The organism is Embleya sp. NPDC020630, assembly GCF_044334985.1.
Taxonomy (GTDB): domain Bacteria; phylum Actinomycetota; class Actinomycetes; order Streptomycetales; family Streptomycetaceae; genus Embleya.
Genome location: NZ_JBIRUB010000014.1, coordinates 61,132 through 76,441 on the forward strand (window position 1 = coordinate 61,132; position 15,310 = coordinate 76,441).

The window sequence follows — 15,310 nt, forward strand, 5'->3', positions numbered from 1 at the left end:
GGAGCGGTCACAAGGGGTGGTGACAGCGGAAGAGGTGACCGGATTCCGCCTCGCGCGGCTCGGGCGACACTTCGGCGCAGGTGTCCGTGGCATGCCGGCACCGGGTCCGGAACGGGCATCCGCTGGGCGGGTCGACGGCGGAGGGCAGGGGGCCGGTGAGGGTGATCCGCTCCGCCGAGTCGAGCAGGCTGGGCGTGGCCGAGAACAGGGCGACCGTGTACGGGTGCCGCGGGGTGGCGGTGACCCGCGCGGTCGGACCCTCCTCGACGACGCGGCCCAGATACATGACGGCGATCCGGTCGGCGAGGTAGCGCACGGTCTGGATGTCGTGGGAGATGAACACCAGGCCCAGGCCGAGCCGGTCCTTGAGGTCGCGGAGCAGGTTCAGGATCTGCGCCCGCACGGACACGTCGAGCGCCGAGGTGGGCTCGTCGGCGACGATCACCTCGGGTTCCAGGACCAGTGCTCGGGCGATCGCCACCCGCTGGCGTTGTCCGCCGGACAGCTGTCCGGGCAGTGCCTCGGCCGCGCTCGGCGGCAGGCCGACCAGGTCCATCACCTCGCGCACGCGCGCCTCGCGCTGCTCCCTGGTGCCGCGCCCGTGCACGTCGAGGGGATCGCGCAGCACCCGGCGCACGGTCAGGCGTCGGTTCAGTGCCGTGGAAGCGTCCTGGAAGACCATGCCCAGGGCGCTGCCGAATTCGCGGTCGCGGCGCTTGGCGGGCATCTCCCACAGGTTCCGGTCGTGAAAGCGCACGACGCCCGCGGTGGGCTTTTGCAGTCCCACCAGCACCCGGGCCAGGGTGGACTTGCCGCAGCCCGATTCGCCGACGATGCCCAGTACTTCGCCGCGGCGGATCGCGATCCGCGCACCGGTCAGGGCGTGCAGGTGTGCCCTGGCGAAGAGTCGGGCGCCGGGCACGGTGTGGGTGACGTCCACGTCGTGCACCGAGAGCACCGTGGGCTCGGCCGACGTCTGCGGTTCGGGTCCGGTCGCGGGTGTGGGCACGGTACGGGTCCGGCTCATCGGAGGCCTCCGGTCGGGATGTGGGCCGGGTGGTGGCAGGCGGCGGCGTGCGCGTGCACGTCACCGCTCAGGGCCGGTCGGACGTCGAGGCACTGCTCGCTCGCCGCGGGGCAGCGTTCGGCGAATCGGCATCCGGGGCCGAAGTCGGCCGGTGGCGGCACCACTCCCGGGATCTGGTGCAGGCGTTCCTCGCCGGCTTCCAGGGAGAGCACCGAACCCAGCAGGCCGCGCGCGTAGTGGTGGCGGGGAGTGCGCAGGAGTTCCGCGGTCCGGCCGGTCTCGACCACATGGCCGCCGTACATGACCACGATCCGGTCGGCGAGCGAGGACACCAGGGCCAGGTCGTGCGAGACCAGGACCAGGGCGAAGCCCAGTTCGTCGCGCAGCCGGGTCAACAGGTCCACGACCTGGGCCTGCACCGTCACGTCCAGCGCGGTGGTCGGTTCGTCGGCCAGGATCAGCCGGGGGCCGCGCGAGAGGGCCATCGCGATCAGCACCCGCTGGCGCTGGCCGCCGGAGAGCTGGTGCGGATGGCTGCGCAGCGTGCGGGCGGCGTCCAGGCCGACCAGTTCGAGCAGTTCGGCGGGAGTGCGGGTGCCGCCGCGCCTGGTGAGCTGGCTCATCTGCGTCTCGATGAGCAGGCCGGGGTTGAGCGAGCTGAGCGCGTCCTGGTAGATCATCGCGATCTCGTGTCCCAAAAGCGGGCGGCGTTCACGCGGGGTCATCGCGAGCAGGTCCCGGCCGGCGAAGCGCACCTCGCCCGCGGTCTCGGCGCCCTTGGGCAGCAGGCCCATCACGGCCAGGCTGGTCAGGCTCTTGCCGCACCCGCTCTCGCCGACCAGCCCCACGGTCTCCCCGGGGCGTACGTCGAAGGAGACGTCGTCGACGATGCGTACACCGCCATGCCGGTCGGGGAAGCGTACCGACAGCCCACGCACGGACAGCAGCGGTGGCGCGTCGGGGACCTCGCGGATCGGCAGCCGGTCGGCGGCCTCGGCCAGGCGTGCGTCCAGGACGGCCCGCGCGGCCGGGTCGAGCGGCGCGACGCGGGCGGCTTGGCGCTCGGCCTTGACGGGGTCCTTGGCCGTGTGTCCGGCCGGCGCGGCCCACGCGTCGGAGATGCCTTCCGCGAGGACGTTCAGCGCGAGCACGGTGAGCAGGATCATCAGGCCCGGGAAGAAGGTGGCCCACCACCCACCGGTGAGCACGAGTGTGCGGCCGTAGGCGATCACCGACCCCCACGAGGGATCGGGGTCGGGCACGCCCGCGCCGATGAAGGACAGGCTCGCCTCGAAGACGATGGCGTCGGCGACCAGGACGGTGGCGAAGACCAGGATCGGCGCGGCGCAGTTGACCGCGACGTGTCGCACGAGGATGTGGGGGCGGCGGGCGCCGATCACGCGTTCGGCCGCGACGTAGTCCTCGCCGTACTGCGCGAGCACGTTGGCGCGTACGACGCGGGCCAGCGAGGGGGTGTACAGGAACGCGATGGAGCAGACCAGCACGCTCAGCGAGCTGCCGAAGACGGCGACGAACACCGCTGCCAGGGCCACGTTGGGGAAGGCCATGACCACGTCGAGTACGCGCATCACACCCTCGTCGACCGGGCGGCGCGAGGTGGCGGCGAGGGCGCCGAGCAGGCCCCCGAGCACGAGCGCGAGGACGGTGGCGCCCAGACCGATGGCGAGCGACCAGCGGGCGCCGACCAGGAGACGGGAGAACACGTCCCGCCCGGCCCGGTCGGTACCGAACCAGTGATCACCGGAGGGGCCCTGGGCGGGTATGCCGGTGGCGAGCGGATCGTGCGGGGCGACCCACGGTCCGAGCAGCGCCGCCAGGCACAGCAGGGCGAGCGCGCTCACGCACACCCGGGCGGGCACCGAAAGGCGGCGCCATCCGATGCCGGGGCGCGAGAGTCGGGCGACCAGTTCGGGACGCATCATGTCAGGCCTCCCTGGTGCGGGGGTTGGCGAACAGGCAGGCGAGGTCGACGACCAGGTTGACCAGCACGAACACGACGGCGATCACCAGGACGGTGCCCTGTACGACGGCCACGTCGCCGGAGGTGACGCCGTTGAGGATGAGCGTGCCCAGGCCCGGGAGGCCGAAGATGGTCTCGATCACCACCGCGCCGCCGAGCGCGTAACCGGCGCGCAGGCCGAGTACGGTCAGCGGGGTCACCAGGGCGTTGCGCAGTACGTTGCGGCCCACGATCACCAGGGGTGGCAGGCCGTTTCCGGCGGCGGTGCGCACGTAGTCGCGGTCGAGCTCCTCGACCATGGAGGTGCGCACGATGCGGGTCAGCGACGCGCCGACGGGCACCGCGATCGCGACGGCGGGCAGGAACAAGCTCTGCAGCCAGGCGCTCACGCCGTCGACCGGGTTGACGTAGCCGCCGGTGGGAAACCAGCCCAGGCGCAGCGCGAACTGCTGGATGAGCAGGATGCCGAGCCAGAACGAGGGCGTGGCCACACCCGCCATCGACAGCAGGCGGATGACCTGGTCGGGCCATCGGTCGCGAAAGATCGCCGCGGTCACGCCGAGCAGCAACGCGCCCAGCGACGCGAGCAGCATGCCCAGGAAGGTCAGTTGCAGGGTCAGCGGCAGTGCGGTGAAGATCGCGTCCGAGACCGGCTTGCTGGGCGGGGTGGTGACCCCGAGGTCGCCGTGCAGCAGGTCGCCCAGGAACGCGAGGTAGCGCACCACGATCGGGTCGTCGAGGCCGTGGTCGGCGGCGTAGGCGTCGCGCGCGGCCTGGGACGCGCCTTCGCCGAGCGCGTTGTACGCGGGGTCGGTGGGCGAGAAACGCAGGACCACGAAGACGAACAACGTGATCCCCAGGAGGAGGGGTGGGAGCGTGAGCAGCCGTCTGCCGGCCATGCGCAGGATCGTGGTCATGGGGCTCTCGGGAGGCGGGAGGCGGGGCGCCCGCACGGGTGGGTGCGGGCGGCTCGGGTGACGAGCGGGGGTGGGCCGGGTCGCTTACGCGGGACCCGAGTCCAGGAAGGACAGGCCGGTGGTGGGCAGCGGCCGAAAGCCGGTGAGGGCCTTGTCGTTCCAGGCGGTGGCGAGCTTGCGGTGGAAGACGGGGTAGAGCGGGACCTGTGCGGCGGCCAGGTCGATCGCCTGGGCCCACAGTTCCTTGCGCTTGACGGTGTCGGCCTCGGCGGCGGCGGCGTCCAGGAGCGTCCGGGCCTGCTTGCCCTCGGGCGTCTGTGACCACATGTGCCGCTTGTCGGCCCACAGGCCCACGTACCACCAGCGCATCAGCAGGTCGACGTCGTTGCCGAACACCGACGGGTCGCCGGGAGCCGCCATCACCTGGTATTCGCCGTTGTCGATCTTGTTCTTGTACTGGCCGCCGGACTGGCCGATGTCGAGCGTGGTGCGCACACCGATTCCGTCCCAGCTCTCCTTGATCAGCGGCGCGATGTCCTTGACCCACGCGGTGTCGGTGAGGACCAGGGTGAGGTCGAGCCCGCTCACGCCCGCCTCGGCCAGCAGGCTCTTGGCCCGGGCCGGGTCGTAGCCGTAGACGGTGCCCGCGCGCCGGTAGTCGGGGTGGGTCTCCTGGAGGAAGCTGCTCGCGGGCGCGGCGTTGCCGAGCAGGCCGGTGGCGATCAGCTTCTCCTTGTCCAGGCCCCAGTGCAGCGCCTGGCGCACCCGCACGTCGTCGAAGGGCTTGCGGCGCAGATTGAACATCAGGAACAGCAGGCCGAAGCTCTGTACGGAGTCGGCCCGATGGGCCTTCTTGACCTGGGCGTAGTTGATGTAGGGGACGTCCTCGATGACCTGGACCCGGTCGGAGTCGAGCGCCGTGACCCGGGCGGAGGCGTCGGCGAGCAGGAACCAGTTCATCGTGGCGGCGCGCGCCGGCTTGGGACCGTTGTAGGCGGTGTGCTCGGCGAAGACGATCCGGTCGTCCTTGGTCGCGGACACCATGCGGTAGGGACCCGATCCCACCGGCAGCGCGTCGAACTGCTGTTGGCCCTTGGTCACCACGGCCTTGGGGACGATCTTGACCACGGATATCCGTTCGCCGAACAGCGCGAAAGCGAACTTGAGGCCGAACTCGACCGTGTTCGCGTCGACGGCGCGCACCTCGCGCAAGAACGGCAGGAACTGGCTGATCAGGGAGTTGTTCGCCGGGTCCAGGATGCGCTGGAAGCTGAAGGCGACGTCCTCGGCGGTGACCGGCGAGCCGTCGTGAAAGGTGGCGCCCTGGCGCACCTTGACCCGCCATGTGGTGGCGTCCACCTGCTGGGGCATCGTCGCCGCCAGCGCGGCGTAGGGGCTTCGGGTGACCGGGTCGAGGTCGACCAGACCCTCGAAGACGTGCAGGTTGGCCGCGACGGGGAGCGCGCCGGAGGCGGTCATCGGGTCGAAGCCGGTGCTCAGCGTGTAGGAGAGACCGGCGTTGATGGTCTTCTTGCCACTGCTCTTGCCGCCCGAGTCCCCGTTGCCGGTGTTGGTCGACTCGGGGCCGCACGCGGCGAGGGAGCCACCGATGGCGGCGGCGGCGCCGAGAGCGCCGGTGAACCTGAGGAACTGCCGCCGGCCCAGCGCCTGGGCGGGCGAACGCGACTCGAACACGGCGTCTCCTGTCTTGTCCGGTAATGAGGGAACTCGAAAAAGAACCTATGGGAATAATTGCTGAACATCAGACATCGGATGTGGAACGAGGGACGTCCTACGTCTAGACTCGGGTGAGATTAGGAGGCCATCCGTGACCCGGTCAAGAGGGCAGGGCGAACCGATGCGGCGACCACGCTGCGCGACGGGCGCCCATGCATCGATGAGTAGGGTGACGCCCGGAGACATTCGGCGATGGGGGACGCGATGACGGTGCGCGACCGGCGCAAGAACGGCGTACAGGAACAGATCAAGGAGTTGATCCTGGAGCGCGGCCTGAGTGCGGGCGATCCGATGCCCACCGAGACCGATCTGATGGAACTCCTCGGCGTCAGCCGAAACTCCGTGCGTGAGGCGCTCAAGGCGCTCCAGGCCGTGGGCATCGTGGAGATCCGGCACGGTTTCGGCACCTACGTGGGTCGGATGTCCCTCGGCGCCCTCGTCGACGAACTGTCCTTCCACGGCCGCCTCTCACAGGCCTCGGGCGCGCGCAGCATCACCGAACTGGTCGCGGTGCGCGAGGCGTTGGAGGCGGGCCTGATCGGACGGGTCGTCGAGATCGCCGACGACGCCGACCTGGCGGATCTGCGCGCGGTGGCCGATCGCATGGCTGCGGAGGCAGCCGGCGGCGAGGTGTCGCCGCTGACCGACCGCCAATTTCACGAGACGCTGTATCGCCCGCTGGGCAACGACCTGATGCTGCGCCTGCTCGCCGCGTTCTGGGACGCCTACGATCGACTCGCCGCCGACCTGCCGCCCATCGGCGAGTCCGCCGAGGACGTCGCCGCCCAACACCGCGAGGTTTACGAAGCGGTCGCCGCCCGCGACGCCGAACGCGCCCGCCGCGCGCTCACGGTCCACTTCACCGGCATCCGAAGCCGCACGCCCGGGCCCGTTCCGGCCCCGTGAGGAACAGTCGCGCGACAGAGGGAACTCGGCAAGCGCCCGTCCCTTCGGCTCGTACGCCATGCCTCCCCACGGAGATCCCCACGGCCGGCCGCATGGCCCACGCGTCCGGGTCGCCTCCCGAATCGCGCGCCGCGAGCTCGCGCAGCCGGGAGTGCGCCGCGACCTGACCCCGGATCGCCGGCATCCAGTCCGAGTCGAGCGCGCGAAGCGCGTACGAGGCGGGCCGCGCCGGCGTCACCACCTCGCGGTCCGAAAGGCCGCCTTCGGCCGGCGCGTGGCCGATCGCCCGCACCACCCGCCACACGGGTGGGCCGATGCGCGCGCGGCAACCCGGGCCGCGGCTCCCGGTGTGAGCCGGCCCCAGAGGCCCGGGAGCGTCGGCCGCCTCGGCGAAGGCGGCCAAGGCTTCGCCGCGGGTGTCGAGTACGCGCCGCACCAGCGCGACCATGGCTTCGCGCGGCCACGGAGACCAGGGGTGATACACACGATCGTCCCACCGGTAGACGGGGTCGTTGCCGGTCCACCGGGAAGCCTGCCGGGCCACCTCGTCGTCCGCGGTTTCCACTGCGAAGCGCAGCCCCTTGCGCTCGTCGAGGAACTTCGCGCGCAGCTCGGCCGCCAACGGCACCGGGCCCTCCCCCGTGCCGTAGCGGAACTGCTTGCCCACGGCCCAACGTGTCCGGGTCCTGCCGTACCGGTACAGCGCCGCATAGACATCCGGCTCGTCCAACGCCGGCCGGCGCAGGACCGGGCCGTGTGCCGGGGTCGAGCATCTGCCACAGGGCGTGGGACAACCCGGCGATGCCCATGTTGTCGACCTGCGTCAGCCGCGGCGTCGGGGACAGCGGTCGGTGGAATCTCCACGGTGGTCGCGAGCGCCCGGTGTCCACGGCCGGCAACGACATCGTCGCCCGACAAGCGCAATCGTGGCGGGGCAACACGCCAGGATGTGGGGCGTGAACGGGTGCGGGGCGGATGCGCGCCTACGCTTCAGGACATGACGTCAGCGGTGCGTACGCGGGCCGCCGTGTGGGGTCTGAGCAGGGCGTGGGCGGGTGTTCGGCATGTCCAGACGCTGGTTCTGGCGGCCGTGGTGACGGTGTTGCTCACCCGCCTGGCGCTGTCCGAGTCCGGCTATCCCCAGGTCGGCGTCAACCACCTGCACATCGCGCACGCGGTGTGGGGCGGGCTGCTCATGTTGCTTGCGATGGTCCTGCAGCTCACCCTGATCGGGCCGCGCCTGCACGATGTCACCTCCGTCGTCGGCGGCGTGGGCTTCGGCCTGTTCATCGACGAGATCGGCAAGCTGGTCGGCCGCACCGGCGGCTACTTCTACAAGCCGGCCGTGGCCATCATGTACGTGACCTTCGTGGCCCTGCTCGTGCTGGTGCAGTTGTTGTTGCCGGTCGAGCGCATGAGCTCGGACGACCGCCTGGTCAACGCCGCCGTGGCCGCCGCCACCCACCTGCGCCGGGGCCTGACCGTGCCGCAGCGGGAACGGGCCCAGGAGGCGCTGCGCGATCAGGCAGGCACCCCCGAACACGTCGCCGTGATGGGGCTGATCGATGCCTGTCCCCTACACGTGTCGCGCGTCGCGGGCCTGTCCCGGATGATCGAGCGCCGGCTGACCCGGATCCGCGAGGGCATCGAGGCGCACACGTGGTTGTGGCTGGTGATCGCGGTCGCCCTCGGGCTCCAGTCGGGCGCCGGTGTGCTGGTTCTGGAATCGCTGGGCATCGATCGCGCGGCGCTGGGCTACGACGCGCTCGACTCGATCCTGCCCGCCGTCTCCTCGGTGGTCTCGCTGACCCTGGCCGCCGCCGGAGCGGGGGTGTTCCTGTGGAACCGCCTGCTGGCCTATCGCCTGGTCGCCGCGTCGCTGCTGGTGAGCATGCTGGTGACCCAGGTGTTCATCTTCGCCGAGTACCAGTTCTTCGGGCTGTACAGCCTGGCCGCCAATGTGATCGCGTACCTGATCGTCGGCGTCAAGATCCGCCTGCTGCGTCGGACTCGCGCGCGCCCCACGACCTGGACGGCGTCCGTGGATCACGGCCCCGCGGGCTGAGCACGTCCGGCCGCGCCCACACCGGCACGACGGCCAGGCCGAAGGCCGCGTGGTAGGACGAGCGGAACAGTTCGAAATCCGTCATGTGCCGCTCCTGGCCGGGCAGGTGTGGCACCGACCGGACCGGGAAGCTCGGGAAGACCAGCGAGGTGTGCGCCCGGGTGTGCGGGGGTGTGGTGCGTACCCGTCGCCCTGCCCCTGTGGATCACCCTGCGCGGGGCGTCCGGCGTCACCGATCTCCAGGTGACCCCGACCGGCGCAGACCCCGCCGGACTCGTGCGCTTCCGCCCTCCGGCGCACCCCGGACGGCAAGGGGCCGGTCCCTCGATCCGGGTCGGGATCGGGTGCCGTGACGCGATGTGCTCAGCTCGGCGCGGCGCGCCCGTCGCCGGTGTCCGCGCGCAGGATCAGGCCGATGCCGCCGGTGATCCGGCCCTCGCCGTCTCCGGTCACGTCCTCCTGGACGATGTCGATCGCGGTGAACGTACTCTGTTCCAGAGGGGTGCCCAGGACGCCGGCAAGGTGCAGTTCCCGGCTTTCCCCGGCTTCCAGTTCCAATACCCGGGGTCCTTCCCCGCCGTCCACCGCCAAGCGCAGGTCGTCGGCGAGTACGGGGCGGGCACCCAGGGTTCGGGCGAGCGTGCGCAGCACGACCGCCTCGGTCGGCCGGGCGGTGACCACATACCGGGCGGTCCGTGCCCCGGGATTGCCCGCCGACCAGGCGAACTCGAAGGGGAACGGTGCCTGTCCAGGGGGTACGGGCGCGGTGACGAGGTTGAGTTGGGCCCAGTGCGGGTCGTGGACCGGGTCCGGGCCGGCGCCGGCGGGCAGTGGCGTGTTCACCGCGGTCGCGCGGACCAGCAGGCATACGTGCGGCCCCGCGTCGGCCGGAATGGAGTTGGTCATCGGCACGGTCGTGGCCCGGCCGCCGTGCGAGGGCACCGCGACGACGGCCTGTCCGAACCAGCGCAGATCGGTGAAGCCACTGGTCGCGGTGGACCACCACACGATCACGCTCACCGCCGCGGCGCTGGTGCCCACGCCGAAGTTGGCCACCTCCACCGCGACCCGGAACGGCTCTCCGGGCCAAAAGACGCCGGGGCCGGGGGTGCCGGTGACGTGGATGGACGGGCACGCGTACGACACCGCAGGCGCGGGCACGGGGCGATCCGTCTTGGGGTCGCCGCGGTCGCCCGGGAAGTAGGGGATGACCAGGTAGGTGCTGGGCGGCGCCGGGACGTCGGGGTGGGGGTCGGGTTCGGGCATGGCCGCGCCTCCTGTGTCAGAGTTCGCCGTAGCCGAGGTCGACGACGGGTACCGGGTCCTCCAGCACCGATCGGCCGTCCGGCACCGTCCAGCAGCGGTGTCCGAAGCCTCGGTCCGCGTCGAGGTCGAGGTTGACGCTGTCGTGCTCCCGTCGGGCGATCTGCCACAGCAGCGCCAGGGCGATCCCGGGCCCGGTGCGGAAGGCCGCCCCCGGCGTGGGGTCGACGAACACCGAGGGGTCGGCTCCGGTCGGGTACGGGGACGGTTGCTCCTGCGGGTTCTCCACGGGTGCCGTGGGATCCAGGAAGTAGCCGGTCTCGGGCGCGGCGACCGGACGCAGCGGCCAGGCGGGCCGGGCGGGCAGAGAAACGAATTGGCCGTACAGGGGCGAGGCCATGGCCAGATCGTCGGGCGGCACCAGGCCGACGAGCGCGAGGTAGTCGAGGGCCTGGTCGAACGCCTGCCACAGGACGAGTTGCACCTCGAAGAGGTGTTGCGCGAAGTGCGGGCCACCGTCGGTGGTCGCCAACACGGTGAGTTGCTCCTGCGTGAGCGCCGGCGGGGGTTCGCCGTTGTCGCCGCCCTTCGGCTTCCCGGTCACCGCGTCCCACACGTCCTCGATGCCCTTGCCGCAGTCGCCCTTGGTGGCCAGTCCGACGAGGCAGGCGATGCCCAGGACCAGGGAGGTGACGAGGAGGGCGGCGAAGAAGGCCAGGCAACCACCGTCCCCGGACTTGTCGGTGCCGGTCTGGTCGCTCCCGTCGGTCCCGGTGACGCCGGTGCCCGTGCCCGAGCCGGTGCCGGAGCCGTCGTCACCGGATCGCGGCCAGGACTTGCCGGTGTCGGGGGTCGGCGCGCCGCCCGTGGCCCCGGCCGCGATCCGTATCGCGATCTCCGGCACGGGCGGGGCCGGGAGGGCGGGGCGGCGGATGGTGTCGAAGGCGGTCAACTGGTCCCTCACGCGCCGGATTCCGAGCGCCGGGTCGGGCGGCGGCGGGGTGCGGTCCGGGTCGTAGGCGTGTGCGAGCGCCTCGCCCAGCAGTCGGACCGCCGCCGAGTCGGCGTCGAACGCGGCCAGCCGGGTGGCGAGTTGCCCCGGGGTCGGCAGCGCGTAGTGCCGAGCGCACCACGAGCCGATCGCGTTTCGGGCCAGCCGGTCGCGGAAGCGGTGGTTGCGGCGCGGCCCGCCGACCGCCCGGCCCTGGTAGGCCGATCCGGCGGCGTTGCCCCCGTAGGCCGCCAGGACACCGAACGCGCAGGCCGCCTCCCCGGGTTCGCGCGCGGCGTCGAACATGGTCCGGACGTACGCGTCGCCGCGGCGGGCGAGGAACACATCGCCCCAGTTCCACGCCGTCAACGGCAGGTCGTCCTGTCGGGGGTGCGGCGGGATGTGTTTCAGCGGACGCAGGTCCTCGCGCAGGGCGAGGGCGCGGGCCGTGAGATCCCGGGCCTCCGGGATCTCGGCCGCGAGGAGTGCGGTGGCGCCGTTGAACGCGTCGACCGCGCCCGGCGCTTCGGGGGCGGTCAAGGCCTGCTCGACGGCGTCGCGGACTTGTCCGACCGCCGTGTACAGGTCCAGGCCGCGCGTCCATAACGCCGCGGCTCGGGCCAGGAGATCGGATTCGGTGCCGTCGGACGCCGCCTGGACGATGACGTGGTCCACGAACGTACCGAGCAGCGCCGCGTCTTCCTCTGTGGCGACCGCCGCGAGCAGGTCGGCGAGAGCGTCGCGGTCCGGTCCGGCCGGTGCGGTCGCGACGGCGCCGGCGGCGTCCGCCCGCAGTCGTTCGAGGATGGCCAGGTGGGCGTGGTAGTCGATCAACGAACACCCCTCCCTCGACGAATTCCTGCCTGACACGGATCGGGCAGCGATTCGGGTGCAAGCCGAGCATGCCACGCGATCACGATGTTCCGCTGGATATAAGGCATTTCGGCGAGATCAGGCTCCCCGTCGGACGTCGATCGTGTCGTGGCTGAGGGAGCGAGGCCGGCAAGCGGCCACGACCGTGCGAGGTCGGCAGGCTCACCGACGAGCGCACGGCGTGGCCGATGAAGGTCGAGCCGTTCCGCAAGCCGGTGCGGCAACGAGAGGACGATGTCGTCGACCTCGATGTCGTCGCGACGAGCAATGACGGCATGTGCCAACTCGTGCGCCCGCCGTGGAGCCGTACGTGCACCGGCGCTGGTACCGGACAACCGATACAGGCACATCGCCGGTGATCGCCCACATCGACGCTCCTTCGTCCGAACCCGATTCCTCCGGCGCGGGGCACACCCCATCGGAGGCCCCACCGCCCGCTTCCGGCGTCGGTCGGTCCGGTCGGGTTCGCAAGTCGCGCGTGGTGCCGCTCATGCGAGCCCGCCCTCCGGGCTCCGTCTGGCGCTGTGCCCGTCGCTGTTCAGTCCCCGGCCCGTATCAGCCCACTCTCGTAGGCGAAGATCACTGCGTGGATGCGGTCGCGGAGGCCGAGTTTGGTCAGGATGCGGCCGAGGTGGGTTTTGACGGTCGTCTCTCCCACGAAGAGGCGGTCGGCGATCTCGCTGTTGGCCAGTCCCCGGGCGATCAGGGCGAGGACTTCCCGTTCCCGGTCGGTGAGTGCGGCCAGGAGTTCGCGCTGGGCGGGCGCGGACGCGGGGGCGTGCCGGACGAAGCGTTCGACCAGGCGCCGGGTGAGTGAGGGCGCTACCATGACCTCACCCCGCAGCACCGCGCGGACGGTGACCAGGATCTCCTCGGCAAGGGCGTCCTTGACGAGGAAGCCGTTCGCGCCGGCGCGCAGAGCAGCGTAGGCGTACTCGTCGAGGTCGAAGGTGGTGACGACGAGGATCCGGGGTCCATGGGGCTGTGCGCAGAGGTGTTCGGTTGCGGCGAGCCCGTCCATGCCGGGCATGCGTACGTCCATCAGGACGAGGTCCGGCTCGAGGGCGGCCACGCCCGTGATCGCCGCGTGGCCGTCGGTGGCCTCGCCCACCACGGTGAGGTCGGGCTGGCTGTCGATGACCATGCGCAGGCCCATCCGGATGAGCTCCTGGTCGTCGCAGATCAGCACCCGGGACAATGCCGGAGCGGGAGCCGGGGTCGGGGTCGGGGTCGGGGTCGGGGTCGGGTCGATCATGGGGTCGCCGTGACGGACTCGGGCTCGGTGGAGCGCAGGGTGGCGGTAACCCGGTAGCCGCCGTCGGGTGTGGGTCCGGCGTCGACGCTCCCGCCGTACAGGGCGGCGCGTTCGCGCATACCGGTGAGCCCGTAACCGGAGAGGAGCAGTGGGGTGGGGTGGTTCGGGGCTGCTTCCCTTCCGGCTCCGGCCGAGTTCTCTACCCGGACGCGGATCAGCCGCTCGGGCCCGTCGGTACCGGTGTCGACCCGTACGTGGATCGTGGCGTCCGGCGGTGCGTGCTTGACGACATTGGTGAGTGCCTCCTGCACGATGCGGTACGTCTGCGTGGTGAGATCCGCCGGAAGACCGCCACCCTCTCCACGAAGATCCAGCCGGGCGCGCGCGCCGCTCGTGTTGAGGCGCCCGACCAGCCGCCGCAGATCCGCCGAAAGGGACTCGCCGGCCCCACCGTGATCCGGCCCGGGGCCCGGGCCGCGGGCCGCGGTGTCCGTGTCGGAGGTGCGCAGTACCTCCAGCAGCCGGCGCAGTTCGTCCAGTGCCTCGCGGCCGGTCGCGCTGATGACACCGAGGGTACGGTCGACGACCGTGGGGTCGGCGTGCCGCATCATCCTGCCGCCCTCCGCGTTCAGCACCATCACGCTCACACTGTGCGCGAGGACATCGTGGATCTCGCGGGCGATACGCGCCCGTTCCTCGGCGACGGCGACCCGGGCCAGCGCGAGGCGCTCCGACTCGGCGAGCGCGGCCCGCCGCTCGAACTCGGCGATATAGGCGCGCCGGGCGCGGACATACTCGCCGAACATCCAGGCCCCAGCCAGCAGGAGCCCCACTGCGAGCGGGGTGAGCCAGGCCCCCCGGGTGCCCGGGCCCCCGTAGTCCCGCCGCCAGGCGGGAATCCACAGCGCGACGCAGCCGGCGGCGCAGAGCACCGTCGCCGCGGCGACCCGGCGCAGGCCGCGTACCGTGAGGGTGGCCAGGACCGCGGCCAGGGCGACGGCGCCGCGTCCCGGTTCCTGTCCCCACACGTGTCCGAGGTACTGCGCCCAGAACGCGGCCGTCACCAGGGCCGCGACGAGGACCGGCCGGCGGCGGCGCCAGAGGAGAGGCAGCACCAAGGCGACGTAGACGCCCGCCTGTACCCAGACCGGTTGCCAGCCCGGCTGCCGGCGGATCACCGGGGGCACGGCCACCAGCACGAGCAACAGGACGTCCACAAGCCACGAATGCTCGCGCCGCAGGCGGGGCAGGGTCTCGATCAGCCGTTGCACCGCCTCACGCTACGGTCGGGGCTCGCTCCCCGGCATCATCCTGGCGGGCACCACGGGGTCCTCCCGCAGTCGTACGGACACCGGCCGGGGATACGACGTGCGGCTACCCGGGGCGCTTCCAGCATGACCGCCATGTCGATCACCACCGAGTTCCTCAGGCGTCCCCTCATGACCGGTGCCGTGGCGGCCAGTTCACGGCGGCTGGCGTACGCGATGACCGAGGGTATCGGCCTGGAGCGGGCCCGGCTCGTCGCCGAGCTCGGTCCCGGGACCGGGGTCTTCACCGACGCGATCCTCGCCCGGCTTGCCCCCGACGCACGGCTCGTCGCGGTCGAGCTCAACCCGGTGCTCGCCGTCCGGTTGTCGGCCACCCGGCGCGACAGTCGGCTGACCGTGGTCCAGGGTTCGGCCGCCGGGCTGACCGCCGCGGTGGGCGAACCGGTGGACGCGGTGGTCTCCGGGCTGCCGTGGACGGTCATGTCGCGGGACCGGCGCGGGCACATCCTGGATGCCGTGACCGAAGTCCTCGTGCCCGGCGGCCGGTTCACCACCTTCGCCTATCTGCACACGGCCCGGACTCCGCCGGCCCGTCACTTCGCCGCCGAACTGGCCTGCCGTTTCGACCGGTTGGAGCGCTCGAAGGCGGTGTGGGCGAACCTCCCGCCCGCTTTCGTGCACAGGGCCACCCGGAGGCCATTGTTGTAGGGTTCCTCGGCAGCTGAGATCGCGGAAGCGGACCGGGTTTTTCTGCCGACCGTTCGCAGCCACATCCGCGCGGTGCTCGCCAAGCGCCCGGAACCCCGGGGCCGGGTCAGCCGTGCCCGCGGAGGCGCGCCCTGCGGTCGGCGAGCACGGTGCCGGGGCAGATGCCGAACGCGCCGGTGAGAAGCGGGGGCGGGCCCAGGGCCGCGAGGGTCCACCAGCCGCCGAGTGTCGCGCCGGCGGCGATCATGGCGGTGCCGGCGGTGATGCGCAGGGGCCGTCCGGTGGGGCTGCTCACGAAGGTGAGGAAGGCACCTGCTGC

13 protein-coding genes are annotated in these 15,310 nt (G+C 71.8%); 3 read left to right on the top strand and 10 right to left on the bottom strand.

Annotation, left to right across the window (positions count from 1 at the left end; all coding sequences use genetic code 11):
- Positions 1-7 precede the first annotated feature (7 nt).
- The 4 genes from ACH4XV_RS34920 to ACH4XV_RS34935 all read right to left on the bottom strand — a co-directional run bounded on the left by ACH4XV_RS34920 (position 8) and on the right by ACH4XV_RS34935 (position 5,620).
- Positions 8-958 carry an oligopeptide/dipeptide ABC transporter ATP-binding protein gene (locus tag ACH4XV_RS34920; protein ID WP_395796550.1) on the bottom strand — a complete coding sequence of 317 codons (951 nt, stop codon included), beginning with the start codon at positions 956-958 and terminating at the stop codon, positions 8-10.
- A 65-nt stretch (positions 959-1,023) separates the two neighbouring features.
- Positions 1,024-2,970 carry a dipeptide/oligopeptide/nickel ABC transporter permease/ATP-binding protein gene (locus ACH4XV_RS34925; protein WP_395796345.1) on the bottom strand — a complete coding sequence of 649 codons (1,947 nt, stop codon included), beginning with the start codon at positions 2,968-2,970 and terminating at the stop codon, positions 1,024-1,026.
- A 1-nt stretch (position 2,971) separates the two neighbouring features.
- Entirely contained in the window at positions 2,972-3,925 is a 954-nt protein-coding gene (locus ACH4XV_RS34930) for an ABC transporter permease (RefSeq protein WP_395796346.1), read from the bottom strand.
- An 84-nt stretch (positions 3,926-4,009) separates the two neighbouring features.
- Entirely contained in the window at positions 4,010-5,620 is a 1,611-nt protein-coding gene (locus ACH4XV_RS34935) for an ABC transporter substrate-binding protein (protein ID WP_395796347.1), read from the bottom strand.
- 246 nt (positions 5,621-5,866) lie between these two features.
- On the opposite strand from ACH4XV_RS34935, the gene ACH4XV_RS34940 reads away from it, so the two are divergent.
- Positions 5,867-6,568 (top strand): FadR/GntR family transcriptional regulator, encoded by a 702-nt coding sequence (locus ACH4XV_RS34940; protein WP_395796348.1) that lies wholly within the window; start codon positions 5,867-5,869, stop codon positions 6,566-6,568.
- Here ACH4XV_RS34940 and ACH4XV_RS34945 read toward each other — a convergent pair.
- On the bottom strand, positions 6,522-7,190 hold the full coding sequence (locus ACH4XV_RS34945) for a hypothetical protein (RefSeq protein ID WP_395796349.1): 669 nt from the start codon (positions 7,188-7,190) through the stop codon (positions 6,522-6,524). The genes ACH4XV_RS34940 and ACH4XV_RS34945 overlap by 47 nt on opposite strands.
- 375 nt (positions 7,191-7,565) lie before the next feature.
- Here ACH4XV_RS34945 and ACH4XV_RS34950 point away from each other — a divergent pair, with 375 nt between their 5' ends.
- Entirely contained in the window at positions 7,566-8,633 is a 1,068-nt protein-coding gene (locus tag ACH4XV_RS34950; RefSeq protein ID WP_395796350.1) for a hypothetical protein, read from the top strand.
- Between the two features lie 363 nt (positions 8,634-8,996).
- On the opposite strand, the gene ACH4XV_RS34955 is transcribed toward ACH4XV_RS34950, so the two are convergent.
- The 4 genes from ACH4XV_RS34955 to ACH4XV_RS34970 all read right to left on the bottom strand — a co-directional run bounded on the left by ACH4XV_RS34955 (position 8,997) and on the right by ACH4XV_RS34970 (position 14,286).
- Entirely contained in the window at positions 8,997-9,899 is a 903-nt protein-coding gene (locus tag ACH4XV_RS34955; protein ID WP_395796351.1) for a hypothetical protein, read from the bottom strand.
- Positions 9,900-9,915: 16 nt separating this feature from the next.
- A complete protein-coding gene (locus ACH4XV_RS34960; RefSeq protein WP_395796352.1) occupies positions 9,916-11,721 on the bottom strand; it encodes a hypothetical protein in 1,806 nt (601 codons plus the stop codon).
- Between the two features lie 577 nt (positions 11,722-12,298).
- The gene (locus ACH4XV_RS34965; protein ID WP_395796353.1) at positions 12,299-13,015 is read right to left on the bottom strand and encodes a response regulator; all 717 of its coding nucleotides are present in this window, start codon (positions 13,013-13,015) and stop codon (positions 12,299-12,301) included.
- On the bottom strand, positions 13,012-14,286 hold the full coding sequence (locus ACH4XV_RS34970) for a sensor histidine kinase (protein WP_395796354.1): 1,275 nt from the start codon (positions 14,284-14,286) through the stop codon (positions 13,012-13,014). Before ACH4XV_RS34970 ends, ACH4XV_RS34965 begins: the two co-directional genes overlap by 4 nt.
- A 132-nt stretch (positions 14,287-14,418) precedes the next feature.
- Between ACH4XV_RS34970 and ACH4XV_RS34975 the strand changes: the two genes are divergently transcribed.
- The gene (locus tag ACH4XV_RS34975) at positions 14,419-14,991 is read left to right on the top strand and encodes a class I SAM-dependent methyltransferase (RefSeq protein ID WP_395796355.1); all 573 of its coding nucleotides are present in this window, start codon (positions 14,419-14,421) and stop codon (positions 14,989-14,991) included.
- 106 nt (positions 14,992-15,097) lie between these two features.
- On the opposite strand, the gene ACH4XV_RS34980 is transcribed toward ACH4XV_RS34975, so the two are convergent.
- Complete coding sequence (locus ACH4XV_RS34980) at positions 15,098-15,286, bottom strand: YgaP-like transmembrane domain (RefSeq protein WP_395796356.1); 189 nt, start codon at positions 15,284-15,286, stop codon at positions 15,098-15,100.
- Between the last annotated feature and the right edge of the window lie 24 nt (positions 15,287-15,310).